At 57.2% G+C, this 18,275-nt stretch carries 13 protein-coding genes; 6 read left to right on the forward strand and 7 right to left on the reverse strand.

Annotated elements, in window-relative coordinates; translation table 11 throughout:
- Positions 1-134: 134 nt before the first annotated feature.
- The 4 genes from LC093_RS06880 to LC093_RS06895 form a co-directional block, all read right to left on the reverse strand.
- A complete protein-coding gene (locus tag LC093_RS06880; protein WP_226663539.1) occupies positions 135-1,550 on the reverse strand; it encodes a sodium:solute symporter family protein in 1,416 nt (471 codons plus the stop codon).
- 55 nt (positions 1,551-1,605) lie between these two features.
- Complete coding sequence (locus LC093_RS06885; protein WP_226663541.1) at positions 1,606-1,995, reverse strand: RidA family protein; 390 nt, start codon at positions 1,993-1,995, stop codon at positions 1,606-1,608.
- Positions 1,996-2,067: 72 nt separating this feature from the next.
- On the reverse strand, positions 2,068-3,513 hold the full coding sequence (locus LC093_RS06890) for an N-acyl-D-amino-acid deacylase family protein (RefSeq protein ID WP_226663543.1): 1,446 nt from the start codon (positions 3,511-3,513) through the stop codon (positions 2,068-2,070).
- Positions 3,514-3,536: 23 nt separating this feature from the next.
- Entirely contained in the window at positions 3,537-4,403 is an 867-nt protein-coding gene (locus LC093_RS06895) for a MurR/RpiR family transcriptional regulator (RefSeq protein ID WP_226663544.1), read from the reverse strand.
- Between the two features lie 187 nt (positions 4,404-4,590).
- Between LC093_RS06895 and LC093_RS06900 the strand changes: the two genes are divergently transcribed.
- From LC093_RS06900 to LC093_RS06910, 3 genes are read left to right on the forward strand one after another with little or no spacing between them, the layout of a single operon-like run.
- Positions 4,591-5,802 carry an amino acid deaminase gene (locus LC093_RS06900; RefSeq protein WP_226663545.1) on the forward strand — a complete coding sequence of 404 codons (1,212 nt, stop codon included), beginning with the start codon at positions 4,591-4,593 and terminating at the stop codon, positions 5,800-5,802.
- 58 nt (positions 5,803-5,860) lie between these two features.
- Positions 5,861-8,383 (forward strand): beta-N-acetylhexosaminidase, encoded by a 2,523-nt coding sequence (locus LC093_RS06905; protein WP_226663546.1) that lies wholly within the window; start codon positions 5,861-5,863, stop codon positions 8,381-8,383.
- Complete coding sequence (locus LC093_RS06910; protein WP_226663547.1) at positions 8,376-9,260, forward strand: SMP-30/gluconolactonase/LRE family protein; 885 nt, start codon at positions 8,376-8,378, stop codon at positions 9,258-9,260. The genes LC093_RS06905 and LC093_RS06910 overlap by 8 nt, the downstream gene beginning before the upstream one ends.
- A gap of 406 nt (positions 9,261-9,666) precedes the next feature.
- On the opposite strand, the gene LC093_RS06915 is transcribed toward LC093_RS06910, so the two are convergent.
- Positions 9,667-12,813, reverse strand: a complete 3,147-nt coding sequence (locus tag LC093_RS06915; RefSeq protein WP_226663548.1) for a TonB-dependent receptor — start codon at positions 12,811-12,813, stop codon at positions 9,667-9,669.
- Positions 12,814-13,563: 750 nt separating this feature from the next.
- On the opposite strand from LC093_RS06915, the gene LC093_RS06920 reads away from it, so the two are divergent.
- From LC093_RS06920 to LC093_RS06930, 3 genes are all read left to right on the forward strand, one after another.
- Positions 13,564-14,223, forward strand: coding sequence for a DsbA family oxidoreductase (locus LC093_RS06920; RefSeq protein WP_226663549.1), 660 nt, complete (start codon positions 13,564-13,566; stop codon positions 14,221-14,223).
- Between the two features lie 197 nt (positions 14,224-14,420).
- The gene (locus LC093_RS06925; protein WP_226663550.1) at positions 14,421-14,927 is read left to right on the forward strand and encodes a hypothetical protein; all 507 of its coding nucleotides are present in this window, start codon (positions 14,421-14,423) and stop codon (positions 14,925-14,927) included.
- A gap of 46 nt (positions 14,928-14,973) precedes the next feature.
- Positions 14,974-15,849: an intradiol ring-cleavage dioxygenase gene (locus LC093_RS06930; protein ID WP_226663551.1), complete on the forward strand. Its 876-nt coding sequence runs from the start codon at positions 14,974-14,976 to the stop codon at positions 15,847-15,849.
- 224 nt (positions 15,850-16,073) lie between these two features.
- Here LC093_RS06930 and fghA read toward each other — a convergent pair whose 3' ends face one another.
- Both fghA and LC093_RS06940 read right to left on the reverse strand, forming a co-directional pair.
- Positions 16,074-16,928, reverse strand: a complete 855-nt coding sequence (gene fghA, locus LC093_RS06935; RefSeq protein ID WP_264192918.1) for an S-formylglutathione hydrolase — start codon at positions 16,926-16,928, stop codon at positions 16,074-16,076.
- Positions 16,929-16,940: 12 nt separating this feature from the next.
- Positions 16,941-18,068 carry an S-(hydroxymethyl)glutathione dehydrogenase/class III alcohol dehydrogenase gene (locus LC093_RS06940; RefSeq protein WP_226663553.1) on the reverse strand — a complete coding sequence of 376 codons (1,128 nt, stop codon included), beginning with the start codon at positions 18,066-18,068 and terminating at the stop codon, positions 16,941-16,943.
- Positions 18,069-18,275 lie beyond the last annotated feature (207 nt).

An 18,275-nucleotide genomic window follows, 5' to 3' on the forward strand; every position in this document is an offset into this window, starting at 1 on the left:
ACACGTAGTTTGGAGATAAAACCGCACATCGTTGCGGCGTCATTTCCGTCATTCTAACGCGAAACCCTTATCCGGTGCGGTATGCAGGCCCTCGGCTCCCCGCAGCCTGCGGCCATTTCGTCCCACCAGCGGCACTAGGCCGCGCTCTGGTCAACAAGTTCTCTGCCGGATTTATCCACAGGTGTGGCGCCCGTTGCCCAGCTCACGACAACGCCAGCCAACAGCGCGGCCACTACCGCGGGAATGATCGGGTTGCCCCAGTAAGCATTGGCGGTCGCCATGATCAGGACAGATGTCAGCGACCCCGCTACCAGCGAAGCCAAAGCGCCCTGCCAGGAAAAACCGGGCCAGAAGCGTCCAAGCAGGCCACATACAAACAGCCCGGACATAATGGTGGAGATCATTTTGCCGATATAACCGATCAGGTCATCCGACAATAGTGCCAGGCCAAGGGCCGCACCAATGACCACAACCAGCCCCCACCGGGAACGGCGAATACCGTCACCCGGCACAGCCTGTGATTCCCGCTTGGAGAAATCCCGCACCAACACACTCACCCCGGCGATCGCATCTGAGCTGGCACTGGACATGGTGGCTGACAGCCCCGCCAGTAGCACCAACACACCGATACCAACCGGCAATACTTGCAGGGCCAGAAATGGAAACGCATGGTTGCGGTTTTCAAGCTCTCCGTTCAAGGCAAAAGCGCACATGCCGATGACCGCGGGCACCAGAGAAAACCCAAGGTACAAAATGCCGGAGAGATAAAACGAACGGCGTACCGAACTTACGCTGCGCGCAGAGTAGATACGCTGGCGAAACGACGGTGTTGCCAGTACCCCCACGGCAATCACCAGCGCGAGAGAAATTCCAGGCAGGATGCCGACCATCAGCGGCACTGAGGTATTCGCCTGCGGTTGCGCCGCCAACATACCCTGCCAGCCGCCTACCTGATCCAGCGCAAAAAACGCCATCAGCAAAAAACCGACGAACAGTACCAGTGCCTGCAAAGTATCGGTCCACACCACCGCATGGTAGCCGCCAATAATCACAAACACGGCAAAACCGGCGGCCACAATCAATTTTGCAAACTGCAGGTCGATCCCTGCAACCCAGGAAAGATACAGACTGCCGCCGAGAATATGCGCACCCAACCAACCCAGGCAGGCGACAAAGATCAACAGTGCCACCACTTTTTTGACCAGCGGGTGGTCCCCCACGTAGTGGGCCAACTCTTCGCTCATGGTGGAAAAGCGCTGTGCGCGGGCGGGAGCAAACAACAACCCCAGCAATAAAATGCCCACAGCCCCACCAATACCGTAGAGTGCGCCCGCCCAGCCATTTTCATAACCGAAACCCACCGCGCCCATGGAGGAGCCAGTGCCCACCATGGTGGCCACGGTAGTGCCCACTGTCAGCAATAACGGCAGGCTGCGCCCCGCCAGTAAAAAGTCGTCACCGCTTTTCTGGCGGCGGCTGACAAACCAGCCCACCGCGATCAGGAAAACGATATAGAGCGCGAAAATACTGAGAAAAAATGTGGCATTCATTGTCGAGATTTATTGTTATTGAACGCGAGTAACCGGGATGACCTTCTGAACTTTTCTAGACGGAGGGCGCCTTGTAGCAGACCAGGCCCACCTCCACTTTACAGTCCACCACCAGATCGTTCACAGAACAGATGCGGGCTGGCGGATTTGCCCCGAAGTTCTCCTTGAACACTTTGTTAAACGACTGGAAATAACGGGCGTCGGTCAGGATCACCGTCACATGCACCACATCCGCCGCGCTATAACCGGCTCTGTCCATGATGGCGAAACAGTTGTCGATGGCCAGCTGGGACTGCTCCACGATACCACCTTCGACCACTTCGCCGTCACGCATGGGCGTCTGCCCGGACACATACAAAAAACCACCGGCCTCAACGGCACTGGAAAACGGCAAATGCTGCCCGCCAGTACCGGTTCCACCCTCTGCACCAAACCTTTGAATCATAACTTCACCCTGCGAATAATCCGTCAACAAATCATCAGGCTCAGGATTACCTTTCCAAAGCCCGCTTACAATTCAGTGCCTGAACAAAAATGCGCCGCTGCGACTGTCGAGTACATCGCCGTCGCGATACGCGCATATGCCGTTCACCCAAACCCGGGAAATACCCCGCGCCGGCGCCAGGGGTTCCGCATAACTCGCTGCGGATTCCAGTGTGCCAATATCAAACAGGACCAGGTCTGCACAATACCCCTCGCGAATAAAGCCGCGCTGCTTCAGGCCGAAGTTCTGCGCGGAAAGTCCGGTCATTTTGTGGACCGCTGTGGCCAGGTCAAACAAACCGAGATCGCGGCTGTAATGGGCCAGTACCCGCGGAAAAGCGCCCCACAGGCGCGGGTGCGGATGCGGATCATTAGGCAACCCGTCAGACCCCACCATGGTCAGGGGGTGGCTAAGAATATTGCGCACATCGCTGTCGCTCATGCAGTGGTACACCGCACCAGCCGGCTGCAGTTTTTCTGCTGCTTCCAGGTTGGACATTCCCCAGACCTGCGCAATGGCCGCCAGCGGTCTGCCGCCCTGCTCGGGGCAGGATTCGGACCAGGTAATAAAGATCTCGGTGTCGTCGGTTACCTGTGCGAGGTCGAGCGTGCTGGAACTGGCGGTATAGGGATAACAGTCGCAAGCCACTTGCTGATGCTGTGCTGCCTGCTCCAGGGCTGCCAGCACTTCGCCGCTGCGGCCCCAGTTGCCCCGCCCGGCGCATTTCAGGTGGGAAACAACCAGGGGCACCCGGTGCTCACCGGCGGTCATCAGCGCTTCGTCGATCGCCTCCATAATGCGATCAAACTCAGTGCGCAGGTGCGTGGTGTACACCCCCCCCTGCTCTGCCAACACCGCCACCATCGCCAGTACCTCGGCGGTATCGGCGGCATTCGCACTGCCGTAGGCGAGGCCGGAACTCAGGCCGAGAGCCCCCTGCTCCAGGGCCTGGCGCAACTGCGCGCGCATCACTTGCAGCTCTTCCGCGGTGGCGCTGCGTTTCAGGTCCGGCATTTGGTTATTGCGCAGGGAAGTGTGTCCCACCAGCGCCGCCACGTTCACATTCGGACGCGCTTTCTGCACCGCGCGTGCGTAATCGGAAAACTGCGGAAACGAAAACTGTTCGCGCCGGCCCAACAGGTTAAGCGGGTCCGGCGGCTCTGCCTTCAGGGTCACCGGGCTGGCACTGATCCCACAGTTACCCACAATGACCGAGGTCACCCCCTGGCTTATCTTTGCTGGCACCTGTGGATTGTGGATAACTTCCAGGTCGTCGTGGGTGTGAACATCGATGAACCCCGGGGCCAGGCACCGCCCTTCAGCATCAATTTCAATTTCACCCCGCTCGACAATTCCGCCCTTCTCAGTAGTAACTATTCGCTCAATGACGCCATCGCTGATGGCGACGTCGGCGCAGAACGGTGCCGCACCACTGCCATCGAATACCTGCCCGTTGCGAATTACCGTTTTGAAAGTCATCCACTGTCCTGTGAGTATGCGGGTCAGTCTCCCAGCGGCAGGCGATCCTCACCGTGCTTGTGACTGTCCAGGGTATGTTTGAGCCGGCGCAGGGCCTCGCGGCTTTTGCGTTTTTGCTTCACTGCCAGTTCTGTAGCCAGTACATCGATCGCCGCCAGCATCACGTAGCGCGCGGCGCTCGGCCGGAAAATGTAATCGGTTTCCAGGGGCTCGATGGGAATCACATGGTGCATGACCTTCGCCAACGGGGACTCCGCCACCGTAATCGCCACTGTCGTCGCACCATATTCACGGGCGATCTCCGCAGCCTCCTGAACATCCGGGCTGTACCCCCCGAGAGATAGGCATAAAACCACATCACCGCTATCGATCGTGGATGCCGCCATGCGCATCAACATCGGATCGCTATAGGCGGTAGCCGGAAAGCCGAGACGGAAGAAGCGGTGCTGGCACTCCTGGGCCATTACCGTCGAGCCACCGCCAACACCGAATATCAAAATTTGCCGAGCGTTCACCAGCTCGGCTACTGCCGGCTCGATCACCGCCTCGGTAATCAGCCGTGCGTTGTGATCCAGCGCCGCTTTAATTTCGTCATAAACACCATAATTGGCGCCCGGCTCGGTTTTTACTTCGGTGTAAAAACGCTGCCCTACCGCCAGTGCCTGCGCGAGTCGGAGCTTGAGATCGCGCACATTTTTGCAATCCACCGCTTTCGCGAAGCGGGTTATGGTGGCCTCACTGACACCTGCCTTGTCTGCCAGCTCGCTGATACTGGCGTGGGCGGCAAAGCTGATATCGTCCAGTACCAGCCGGGCGATCTTCTGCTCGGCATCGCGCAGCTGGCCATAGTGGGCATGAATTTTGGAGACAATATCCGGTTCGTGACTCACAGCGCTTCCCAGTTTTTTTAGACTTTTCAATGACATGACCCGGGTGGGTCGACCGGATATTGATACTACGCAAGCCGGGCCAGTATAGGTATCGTGTTTGTTATTTTCAACACTGTATTTATTTTTGTGATATTTTCTACCAAACGTACCAACTCATACCGTATATAACCCGCGAGCAAGGAACGCCATGGACGCAAACACCCCCGCCCACAAGCCCAATTTGCTGAATGAAGATATCGCGCTGCCGGCAGCGGTCATTTACCAGTCCCGTGTCACCCACAACCTGCACTGGATGCAGCAGTTCGCCAATGAGCGCAACGTCCTGCTAGCGCCCCATGGCAAAACCACCATGACTCCGGCGCTGTTCCAGCGACAACTGGCAGCCGGCGCCTGGGGATTAACCATCGCCAACCCGCAACAGGCCCGCGTGGCCGCCAAAGCCGGGGCAGAGCGAATCCTGATGGCGAACCAGCTGGTGGGGCGGCAGAACCTTGCGCAGATCGAAGCCCTGCTCGCGGACTACCCGACCCTCGACCTCTATTGCCTGGTGGATTCCGCAGCTGGCGTGCGGCAACTGGGTTCGTTTTTCTGCGATAGAGAGGAGCCTGTCAGGGCACCAAAACTCCTTTTGGAAATAGGTGTGCCCGGCGGCCGTACCGGCTGCCGCAATTACCAGCAGGTAAGGACTGTTTGCGAAATGCTGGAATTGTTTCCCGCCCTGGAACTCGCAGGGGTGGAAACCTACGAGGGGCTGATTCATGGCGAAGATGCAGAGCTTCGGGTACGCGCCCACCTGACGATGGTGCGAGCCCTGTGCCTCGATTTGCTCCACGACGGTTGTTTCAGCACGGAAACCGTTCTGCTCAGCGGTGCCGGTTCCGCCTGGTATGACGTGGTCGCAGAGATACTGAACGACCACAATGAAGCACGGGTGCAAACGGTTATCCGCCCCGGCTGTTACCTGATTCACGACCGCGGTATTTATCAACAGGCACAAAACGCCGTCATGGCGCGGCTCGCCCGGGTATGTACCCCCAGCGAAGATCTGCAATCGAGCCTTGAAGTGTGGGCCTATGTGCAGTCCCGGCCGGAGCCGGAAATGGCCATTCTCACTGTCGGCAAGCGCGATGCGGCGTTTGATGCCGGTTTGCCACAGCCGACCCTGCATTTCCGTCCCGGTGATGACTCACATCCAGGCGAAGCGCCGGATAACTGGGAAGTAACCGCGATAATGGACCAGCACACCATGCTGCGGGTACCTGCGGATTGTGATCTCGCGGTGGGCGATATGATTGCGCTTTCAACCTCCCACCCCTGCCTCACCTTCGACAAGTGGCGAAGCGTATTGCTGGTGGATGACCAGTACAATGTGCTGGAAAGCATGGATACCTATTTCTGATATGCGCAGTACTGATTTAAGCAGATCTCAAATAACCAACATAACAACAAAAATGCTCATGAAAGTTCCATCTCTCACCACACTGCTGCTGACACTCAGCTGCAGTGCGTTGGTCCCCTTCAATAAAGCCACCGCTTTAGAGAGTGACACACAGCAACAAGCACCGCTGGCTTTGATGCCCTACCCACAAAAGAGCTTGAGAAAGAGCGGTGACTTCGACCTTACGCGGGACACACAGATCCGCATTGTCGGCGATAGCACGCCATTACTGGACGCAGCCATTGAGCGCTTTCAGCAGCGACTGTATCGACAACGCAGCTTGACGTTGCCCGTTGGCAACGCTATTTCCGCAACACCCGGCCCTGAGGCAACGGAAATCCTGATTGAGCTGCCGCAATTCAGGGCGAGCCGCGCCCTGCCAAAAACACTTCTGGAATTACAGCGCGAGCGCGAGAAATACCAACTGCATATTTCCCCACAGAAAATCACGCTCCGCGCCGGCGAGCCTCTGGGTATATTGCGCGGCCTGCACACCCTTTCCCAGCTTGTCGGTAGCGAAGCTGGTCCTATACAGGCCGTGCAAATTGAAGACCAACCGGTATATCGCTGGCGCGGCCTGATGTTGGATTCCGTACGCCATTTCCTTTCTATCGATACCATCAAGCGCCAACTGGATGGTATGGCCGCGGCCAAGCTGAATGTTTTCCACTGGCATTTGACTGACGATCAGGGCTGGCGTCTGGAATCACCGAGCTATCCCCGCCTGCACCAGGTTGCCTCCGGTGGCGACTACTACACACGGGATCAGGTACGGGAAATCGTCGCCTATGCCGCAGCGCGCGGCATCGTGGTGGTTCCTGAAATTGATATGCCAGGCCACGCCAGCGCTATCGCAGTGGCGTACCCGGAGTTGATGTCGGCCCCCGGCCCTTACAAGCCTGAAGATCGCTGGGGCGTGCACACGCCCCTATTGAATCCGGCGAACCCACAGGTGTTGGAATTTGCAGAGACAATCCTTACGGAAGTCGCCGAGCTGTTCCCGTTCGAATATATCCATATCGGTGGCGATGAGGTAAATCCGGAACACTGGCAAAACAATCCGCAAATCCAGACCTATATGGCCGAGTACCAGCTCAGCACACCACAGGATCTGCACAACCATTTTAACCTGCAGCTGGCCGCTATCCTGCGCAGACTGAACCGGCGTATGATCGGCTGGGATGAAGTCCTGCATCCAGATCTGGATAAAGAAGTGGCCGTGCAATCCTGGCGCGGCCCGGACGCGCTGGCGGACACCGCCCGCGCCGGCCACCCGGCAATATTGAGCACCGGTTTCTATCTCGACCAGCCCCAGTACACCGCCTACCATTACCGCAACCGGATAACACCACCGGACACCCCCGCCCACCCCAGGTCCGAAGATGATATACAACAACAGTGGGCCTTTGAATTTCCGCGCAAACGCGGCAGTGCCATCAGCGGGCAACTGACCCTGTTCAGCACAGGGGGCAAAGTGACACGGGGCTCGATTACCTTCTCCGGTAAACGTTCCCAGCCGCTGATGAATATTTCACAGCACGGTCCGCTTACTCGCTTTAGCTCCGATACCTGGATGGGACCATTAAGCGCCCGCCTGCAACTCGATGGACAGCAATTGTCCGGCAATTTTCTGGTAGGCAACGCGCCCTACCGGGTAAGCGGCGAATTTCTGAAAAGCGCGAATATCAGTAACGCACCGGAAGTGCACGGTGCCAAAACCGCAATGACGAGAGCACAACGGGAAAATATTCTCGGCGGTGAAGCTGCTCTGTGGGCGGAAATGGTCGACGAGCACAATATCGACCTGCGCCTGTGGCCGCGCACTTTCGCGGTGGCCGAGCGGCTCTGGTCGGGACAGATCGCCCGTGATGAAGACGACCTTTACCAGCGTATGGAAGCTGCCGAACAGTGGGCTGCCAGCGCATTGCCGCTGCAGCATCGCCAGCAGCAACAGCAGGCGCTTGCGCAGCTGCTGTCATCGGAGCTGGTTGAAGCCGGCCTCAACCTGAGCGCGGTTCTCGAGCCGGCACATTACTATCACCGCCATCACGAAAAATCCGCTCACGCGACTTATTCGCGCCGCGACCCGCTGAACCTGCTCGCGGATTCCCTGCCGGTGGAGAGTCTCGCCCTACGCGAATTCCGCAATCTGGGACAATCCCTAACCCTGAATCCCAAACAGAATACCGACTGGAAAATTCTCCAGCGCAGTCTTCTCCATCTGTGGCGCGGCGCACAGGCGGCGGAGCAGATACTGACAGCACTGCCGCAATCACAGCGCGGTGAAGATATTCAGAAAATCGCAGAGCTTGCGATACTACAGTCGGAACTGAGCTTCGAGATCGTCAGCCGGTATTCTGATCAGCGTCCTTTCAGCCACGATGAAGAAATTGCGGCCCGGGAAAAACTCGATCGTCTGAAAGGAATGCACCATGAAATCGTATTCCCTGCTGTTCCTGTACTGGAACAACTCTGCGACCTGTTACAGTATTCCACCACAGCACCGACAAAAATAACCAAAGAGGAATCCACCGATGTTTAAGCTGTCTCGTTTCCAATGCTGCCTTCCCGGCCTGCTTGCGCTCAGCATCCAGGGCTGTGTGCCGGGTGAAGCGGAGTCCTCGGTAGATACTCGGGACTGGATGCCACAAGGCAGTTTTACCACGGGCATCGAAGGGCCGGCGAGCGGACCTGACGGCAGCCTCTATGTGGTTAACTTTGAGAAACAGGGCACCATTGGCAAGGTATCCGGCGAGAACCGCGGTGAACTCTGGTTGCAACTGCCCGGCGACAGTGTGGGTAACAGTATTCGCTTTAACCAACAGGGCGAAATGTTTGTGGCGGATTACGTGGGCCACAATATTTTCCGTATCGACAGTAAGAGCGGAGAAATCCTGCATACCTACCACAATCCGGATATGCACCAGCCCAACGATCTGGCACTGGCTACAAACGGCACCATTTATGCGAGCGACCCGAGCTGGTCTTCCAATAGCGGGCAGCTGTGGCGGCTGGATACCGATGGCACTTTTACCTTGCTGGAAAAAGACATGGGCACTACCAACGGCATCGAGCTGAGCCCGGACAACAAGAAGCTGTATGTGAATGAAAGCGTGCAGCGGCGGGTGTATGTATACGATGTGTTGGACGATGGCGATATCACCAACAAGCAGTTGTTTATGCAGTTTGACGACCATGGGTTAGATGGTATGCAGACAGATGTGAAAGGGAATCTGTATATCACCCGTTATGGCGCGGGTGTGGTATTGAAAGTTTCTGCGGATGGAAAAATTCTGCGCACTATTAACTTACAAGGGCAACATCCGACCAATATTGCCTTTAGCCTCGATGGTCGAAATGCCTATGTAACTATGCAGAAGCGCGGTGCGATCGAGCATTTTTCAGTGGATTCTATTTAGCTATAGTTGCGGTGGCGCTACCGCGAATTGCTTTGTGCGACACGCCGTAAACCCATCCATGGGGGCTCGGCTGCGGCCATCCAGGCCGCAGACGGTCGAACAAAGCAATTCGCGGTATCACCACCTTCGCAACGACCCCGCTACAATATTTTTAACCATGCGTTGAACTCTCCGCGAAGGTGTCGATGATGGGTGCAGCCTTGCCAGACCTTCCGCGAGAGGGACCTCGCGGAAGAGCCCCCATGGATGGGTTTACGGCGTGTCTGACAAGGCTGTACCCGTCAGCGGCACCGCCACAAACTCTATCAAGGCCACCTATGCTGCAATTAAAAAATCCCACCCGCTTCTGACGGGTGGGATTTTAAATTCATGCAGCTGAAAGATAAATCGGCGCAGTCTTCAGACTTTAGAACTTCGCACGCAGTCCCAACGCATAACGCCGGTCAGTAATGAAGTTCAGGGAGTCGGTACGAGTACCCTCCTGATCCAGCTGCAACTGGGTACGGGTTTCCGTGTTCAGGATATTGCTCGCTTCCAAACCGACCTGAATATAATCGGTTACATCGTAGTAAACCGAGCCATCCAGGAAGCCCGCAGCCTTGGCATAAACCGGCGCAAACTCGTTGGAGTCACGGCGGGTTACCAGGTATTCGGAGCGCCAGTTGTAGGCGAGACGGGCAGACACATCGCCGTACTCGTACATACCCACAATGTTGTAACTCTCATCGGAGTAACCCGGCAGCGGCAGATCCGTGAAGGCACGGAAGCTGTTGCGGGCGTTGCTGATTGGATTGCCTGTGGTATCAAAGCGCACCGAACCCAGCTGGGCATCACTCATCGGATCGTTCAGATCGTTCTGGTCGATGTAGGTATAGTTCAGCTGCACCCCCAGACCACTCCAGGCACCCGGCAGGCTGTCAAAGAACTGGCTGTAGGAAACTTCAAAACCCTGGATAGAACCGGAACCATCGTTCGCCGGGCCATTGAAGGAAACAGACTCGGTCGCACCGGTACGCGGGTTAGTCACATCCATCAGGAAAGGACGCTCGCGGAACAGGTTGTCGATATCCTTGCGGAACAGCGCCAGTGCCAGCATACCGGTATCAGAGAAATACCACTCGGTAGTCAGGTCAATGTTGAGCGCTTCTTCCGGCTCCAGGAACGGGTTGCGGGAAGTACCGTTGATCTGCAGGCTGCCCGGCACAATCCCTACGGCCGGCCCACCTTCCGTCTCGCGGGCCACATCATAGGTCAGGCTCACAATGCCCGAGTTGCGGGTGTCCTGCAGGTTCGGGAAGTACAGGCTTTGGGACGCACCGAAACGCACGATCACATCGTCCTTCACGTTCACAGCCAGGTTCAAGCTTGGCAACACGGTGCTGTAGTCTGTACCGTCGACGGTACTCACCGAACCCTGACCATCGGCAAATGCCTGAATATTTTCCGGCAGGAATTCCGAACCCTCGCCGCTCACCAGCGGCAGCACGGTATAACCGGTGGATTCCAGCTGGTAGCTTACATAGCGCAGGCCGAAATTACCTCGGTACGGCATTTCCAGAGTGTCATCGGCAAAGTCGAAACGCACATAGGCTTCCTGGCGTTTCTCATTGGTGGAGGTGATGTCGTGCGGCGCGAAGGGGCTGCCCGGAGCTACACGGCCACCCATATCTTCCATTGCCTGGTAGCAATTGGGATTGCTCTGACCCACCGGGGAAGTACCGCCCGCATTGGTGTCACCATAGGGTGAGGTGTTGAACCCTTCCTCACAGGCGCGGCGCATGAAGTTGGCAAAGTCTTCTGCAGACGCCATGTTAATGAACAGGAAGTCGTTACGGCCATTGAGAACCCCGCCCTGGTAGAAACCGCCCCAGTTCTGGCGCTCGAACTCGCCGGGAATCGCGTTGTAATCCCCGTTCATGGACAGCGGTGTGCTCCAGGGGGTATTCACGGTACCCCAGTTGGAATACTCGCTATCGCGCACGGTGAGGTCCTTGTCAGAACTGTACACGCCACCACTCAGGGTGCGTGCCCAGCCGTCCCCCAGCTCGTATTCCAGATCCAGCTTCACCGCGTTCATGCTCGCATCGGAATCCACAGCGGTATCCAGCGCGGTAGCGAGGAACACATCCGGGCGATCGCCATCCCAGTTGGCTGTGTAATTCGGCTCGAACAGATCCGTATTGAGAAACTCAATGGTCGGACGGCTGCCGCGCAGATCCAGGTACACATCTGAAACCGTGTGCTGGGCGCGCGCGTTGATGCCGTTGTTGATCATCTCCTCGGTGGCATCCACGCGCTGGATATCCAGGCCCACATTGAGTCGCTCGGTCGCCTGCCATTCAACATTGAAGGAAATATCCTCAACCGAGGTCTCCGTTTCGTTGTAGCGGGTAGACAGGTGCATCGGCATATTCGCGCCGTAACGAATCACACCGCTGGTGAACATGTTGTTCTCGTCCCAGGTGGCCTCCATGCCTTCCGGCACGTCGGTGAGCACGGTGGAATCAAACCACTGCGCCTGGTCAAAGCCCTGCCCCTGCGGGCCGATCACGTTTTCACGCCACATCAGAGAGGCATCGGAGCTCAGGTATTCCAGCGTGGTGATAACGCTGTCATCCGGGCTTCGCCATTGAAATGAGGAAGCAAAACCGGTGCGCTCGCGATCATTCTCGGCACTCCGCAGGGAATACTGACCCGGCATGTAGTAGACAGAGTCTTCCGGCTGTCCGGCAAAAGCGACCGGGCCCTCTAACGGTGAGCCCGCCTCAGTGCCGGCAACCGCGCCCCACGCATACACCGGGATATGCGCATCGCCGCGGGAATAGAAGTTGGCTACACCGATACCGTCACCCCGGGTGGCGAGCTCTGAATGGGAGGCGGAGACCAGGAAGCCAAAATCACCGGCATCGGTTTCCCACACGTCGCTGTACAGGCCGGACATGGTGGGCGTGCTCTCTTCCCGGAAATCACCGTAGTTGCTTTTTACGGTGCCGGCGATCATCTGCTCGTTGGAATCGAAGGGCTTGCGGGTGACCAGGTTCACGGTACCGGCAATGCCACCGGCGATCATATCCGCGGTCTGGTTTTTCACCACTTCCACCGAACCCAGCAGCTCCGGAGAGATATCTTCAAAGTTGAGGCCACCGCTGCGGGTAGCACTGAAGGAATCGCGACCGTTGATTTCACTGCGCACCCGATCGAGGCCGCGCACCAGCACACCGGTGCCTTCATCCGCGTAGTGGTTGGGATCATCAGAAGCGGCAAAACGCTCGATACTGACACCGGGCACCCGCTGCAGGGCCTCGGTGACAGACTTGTCCGGCAGTGCGCCGATATCCGATGCGGTGATGACGTCTTTGACGGTGTCGCCGTCGCGCTTCATCGCCTGTGCGGATTGCAGTGTTGCGCGGATATCGCCGTACACAACAACTTCTTCAACCGACTCGCCGCTTGTCGGTTCCGCTTCCTGAGCCACAGCCTGAGCCGGCAGGACGCCGTACACGGCGGTGCAGACCGCGAGACTCAGTAGCTTGTGATTGAATTTCCTTGTCATGGCTAACCCTCGGTGGTGTTCATTTTTATTGGATAGAAAGCTTTACCCCAGGTCTTTTCGTCCCGGCACTTTCTTTAGTTACCTCTCCTCAAGTCCTGCGCGCTCGCCTACCTCTTTTACCCTTTCCTTCTTCGCTACCCCGCGCGAAAAAGAAGCTCCGGGACCTCCGCAAATGGCAATACCCGGCGAAGGCACCCGACTGCGAGCGGTACAAGGTGAGCGGATGAGTAACTGGCGATGCCAGCGCATTAGGAGAAACATACCAACCAGGAAAATAACTTTCAATAAATAATCACATTCTTGGTAGATATTTTCACGGATAAGCAGAATTCTGCTGTAGAGCCCGCCAACAGGCACTTCCGAACTCGGCCTCATAAGGTGGAACAGGGGGAAATACCCGGCGAACTACGTCAACTCGGTCACAATTTGGACAGACCAGCGGTCGGAAAACCCGGCACCACGGTCAGGCCGGCTAGATTGGAAAGTGTCCGATGGATGGATTGGTGTGTCCGACAGTTCTGACACGTGCGTATCATTTCTCAATAGGCAGCATCGCGGCGGCACCGCTTCCGAAGGCTCAGTTAACCAAACCGCACGACGGAACCAACAACCGTTATCGATGTGCATAGCCGCACACTCAGATGCCAGGGTTGTGATCATCATCCCAAGGGATCAACCAAGAGCATTTACACGCCACGCAGTGCCAGCCATTATGTAATGTCATAACGATGAAAAGATGACGAGGCGACCATGAGCCGGCCCTACCTGAGAATCGACATAGTCTCCGATATTGTTTGCCCCTGGTGTGCCATCGGCTATCTGCGCCTGCAACAGGCCATTCAGGCCAGCCCCCACCAGTTCGACATCAATATTGTCTGGCACCCTTTCGAGCTGAACCCGCACATGGTCGAAGCCGGTGAAAACCTGCGTGAACATATCACCGGTAAATACCGGATTTCCGACGCGCAGAGCGAGAGTAACCGCCAGCACCTGAAAGCCCTTGGGCAGGATCTCGGTTTTGAGTTCAATTTCAGCGATGATATGCGGATCTATAACACCCGCCGCGCCCATATTCTGATGCACTGGGCGGAGCCCACTGGCAAACAGACTGATCTGCAGCTGCGCCTGTTCAACGACTACTTTACCGAGGGCAAGAGTCTCAGCCACGACAGCGTTCTGCTCGATGCCGCGGAAGCTGTGGGGCTGGACCGGGAAGCCGCTGCCGCCGCACTCGATGACCCGGCCATGGCACGCCAGACTATGGCCCGTGAAGAACAGCTGGTAATGCAGGGGATCCAGGGTGTTCCGCTGTTTATGTTCAATCACGACTACGCCATCAGCGGTGCCCAGGAGACAGATGTGTTTCTGCAACAACTGGACCAAATCGCAACTGCCGGCTCCTACCTCTGACTCCACGGCCAGCCCCGCGGGACGAGCCAACGCCGCGGGGTTCTCGACCAGCCGTGCCACACAAATCCTCTTCTCCCTGCCAAATTGCGCTCAAAAACAGCGCCCTTAACAATCGTTAACCCAACTTAACTTCTGGTGAACCAACATAGCGCCTGGTTTATGGTCACATGGACTCTCATATTTACGGAGCAGATTCCATGAAAACCATCGCGCCCATTGTGGCCATCGCGGCGATAGCCTCCCTCTCTGCGTGCTCCAGCACGCCGAAGGCTCCGCCAGTCTTTTCCGAGTCCCTGATTACCAATATCACCGAGCAGGGCAACCGCATGTTCACCTACACCGCTACGGTTAACGGCGGCGGCCCCGGAGGTGGTGGTGAAGCCCCTGGTGGTCGAGGCGGCAGGGGCGGTGGCCCCAGTGGCGGTATGGGGGGCGGCCCAGGTGGTGGCATGGGCGGAGGTCCCGGCGGTGGTATGGGTGGAGGCCCTGGTGGCGGCATGGGCGGTGGACCTGGCGGTGGTGTGGGTGGCGGCCCCGGTGGCGGCATGTCCAGCAAGATGCGCATTGACCCGGACAAGGCTGCCCAGGAGCGCCTCGAAGAAGTACTCACCAGCACCAAGTACTGCCCGCACGGCTGGTTCGTGATCGAGAAGAACACCCAACAGAGTTCCGTTGAAATCAAGGGTGAATGCCGCGCGGGCTGACCCAAACCAATAACGAAAAATCAACAACTCACAAGGCGAGAACACAATGGATAACAACGAACAGAAACAACTTACAGGCCCCTGCGTACCAGCAGCGGAGAGCGCGGCCGAGAAACCCTTTAGTCGCAGGCAGGTACTTTCTACACTGGGCCTGACCGGCGCCGCATTACTGGCGGGCTGTAAAAACGGCGGTTCCTCTGACGGTGGTGGCAGTTCATCCAGTAGCTCGTCTTCGGGCGGCTCATCCAGCAGCAGCTCTTCATCCGGCAGTTCGTCGTCCAGCGGCTCTTCAAGTAGTTCCGGCAGCAGTTCCGGTGGTACCACACCGGGTACCTGCACGCTGATTCCGGAAGAAACTGAGGGGCCTTACCCGCTCACCGCCGTGCTGAGTAATTCCGCGATGGTGCGCTCCGATATCACCGAGGGCAAAACCGGTGTGCCACTGACGCTGGTACTCAACCTGGTGGACGTAAACAGTGACTGCGCTCCAATTACCAATGCAACGGTATACATCTGGCACTGCGACAAAGACGGTGTGTATTCCGGTTATTCACAACCGGGCGCAGATGCACGCGGTGAAACCTTCTGTCGCGGTATCCAGGATGTGGACAGTGATGGCATGGTGCTGTTTGAAACCATCTATCCGGGCTGGTACACCGGTCGTATTACCCATATCCACTTCCAGGTATTCCTGTTCAGCAGCGGCACCGCAACCGCCACTTCACAGATTGCCTTCCCGGAAGAAATTACCCGCGCCGTGTACGATTCCACACTCTACGCAGACCACGGGCAGAACAGCTCGGTGAGCAGTTTTTCCGCGGACAATGTGTTTAGTGATGGGGTGAGTTTTCAGTTGGCAGAAGTAACCGGAGATGTGGAAAACGGTTATGTGGCCACGTTGCAGGTAGGTATCGCCGTCTGAGGCATTTCCAACAATTGGAAGTTCTCGAAGGCCTGTAGAATCTGCAGATCGTTGGGATAAGGTGCCGATAGCGGGTGTGGTCTTGCGTGACCGTATGCGGCCTGGATGGCCGCATCCGAGCCCCCAGGGATGGGTTTACGGCGTGTCACGCAAGACCATACCCGCTGGCGGTGCCGCCACAGCTCTTTCCGAAAAACCAGGAAAGCCGTGGCAACAAGGTCAATTTAATGCGCGAGCAAATAATCCGCGTGGAAGCGCAGATGCTGCTCAATAAACGAGGCGATAAAGTAGTAGCTATGATCGTAGCCGGTATGGTGTTCGACCTTGACCGGATAGCCCGCGGCTTCCGCCGCAGCTTCCAACGCATTCGGCTTCAGCTGTTGTTCGAGGAACTGATCGTCTTCCCCCTGCGAAATCAGCATCGGTAAACGCTCGGTAGCACGACTCAGCAGCACCGTCGCATCGTACTCTTCCCACGACGTTTTATCGGAACCCAAATAAGCCGAGAAGGCTTTCTCGCCCCACGGGCAGGCCATGGGGTTACAGATCGGGCTGAACGCCGATACCGAAGTGTAACGGCCCGGGTTTTTCAACGCGATCGTCAAGGCCCCGTGCCCCCCCATCGAGTGGCCGGAAATTGCGCGGCGTTCGCTCACCGGGAAATGCGCTTCAACCAGCTGCGGCAGCTCTTCCACAATGTAATCGTACATGCGGTAGTGTTGCTTCCACGGCTGCTGGGTGGCATTCAGGTAAAAGCCTGCGCCCTTGCCCAGGTCGTAACCCTCATCATCCGCAACATCGTCACCGCGCGGGCTGGTATCCGGGATCACCAGCACAATACCCAATTCCGCCGCCATTCGCTGAGCGCCGGCTTTCTGGGAAAAATTTTCATCGGTACAGGTAAGCCCCGAGAGCCAGTACAGCACCGGGAATTTCTGTTCCGTATTCTTGCTATCTGCAGCCACCGGTGGCAGATAAATGGCAAAGCGCATTTTGCAGTCGAGCACCTGTGACTGGTGCTCGTACTGCCGCTGCGCGCCGTCAAAACAGCGGGTTTCGCTGACTAGTTCGATCGACATGCAGTCTCCGTCTTATTGGTAGTGAATAACGCTGCGAATACTTTTGCCTTCGTGCATCAGGTCAAAAGCTTCGTTGATTTTTTCCAGCGGCATGGTGTGGGTAATGAAATCATCCAGCTTGAATTCACCGGCCAGATAGCGCTCCACATAATCCGGCAGTTGAGAGCGGCCCTTGACGCCCCCGAACGCGGTACCACGCCACACACGACCGGTTACCAGCTGGAACGGGCGGGTGGAAATTTCCTGACCGGCACCGGCCACGCCAATGATGACAGACTCACCCCAGCCCTTGTGACAGCACTCCAGTGCAGAGCGCATGACGTTGACGTTGCCGATACATTCAAACGAATAGTCCACACCGCCATCGGTCAGCTCGACAATTACTTCCTGAATGGGCTTTTCGTAATCCTTCGGATTAATGCAATCGGTCGCACCCAGTTTCTTGGCCAGTTCGAACTTGCTCGGGTTGATATCGACCGCGATGATGCGCGAGGCCTTGGCCAGGCGGGCACCGATGATCGTGGCGAGACCGATGCCACCCAGGCCGAATACAGCCACGGTTGCGCCCTCTTCCACCTTGGCGGTATTGGCGACGGCACCCATGCCGGTGGTGACACCGCAGCCCAACAGGCAGATCTCTTCCAGCGGCGCGTCCTTGTTCACCTTGGCGACAGAAATCTCAGGCAACACGGTGTATTCAGAGAAGGTCGAGGTACCCATGTAGTGGTAAATCGGCTCGCCATTAATGGAGAAGCGGGTGGTGCCATCGGGCATCAGGCCCTGCCCCTGGGTGGAGCGGATTTTCTGGCACAGGTTGGTTTTGCCGGATTTGCAGAATTTACACTCACCACATTCGGGGGTGTACAGCGGAATCACGTGATCGCCCACCGCCACGCTGGTTACGCCCTCGCCCACGGATTCCACGATGCCGCCACCTTCATGGCCGAGAATCGCCGGGAATACGCCCTCGGGATCGTCGCCAGACAGGGTAAACGCGTCTGTGTGGCATACGCCGGTTGCAATCAGTTTAATACGTACTTCGCCCGCCTTGGGTGGCGCGACTTCCACTTCCTCAATCGACAGCGGCTCGCCCGCTTTCCAGGCCACAGCGGCCTTGCACTTGATGGTCTCAGCAGACATGAAATTTCCTCTATTGGCATTTCCCGGTGATTGCCCGGTTTGGCTGACAGCTTAACAGATCACCAGACCATTGACGGCCTGGATCCTGACAAGCGCGCCAGCACAAAGGGCGAACTGACGTTTTTTTGCACGCTGTCGGTGCACGAGTCAGTAGCCCACTACGCCTTAACAGCACGAAACAAGGCGCGTGTTAATTGGCCTGCAAAT

Origin of the sequence: Microbulbifer aggregans, from assembly GCF_020524005.1 — a bacterium.
Classification (GTDB): Bacteria; Pseudomonadota; Gammaproteobacteria; order Pseudomonadales; family Cellvibrionaceae; genus Microbulbifer; species Microbulbifer aggregans_A.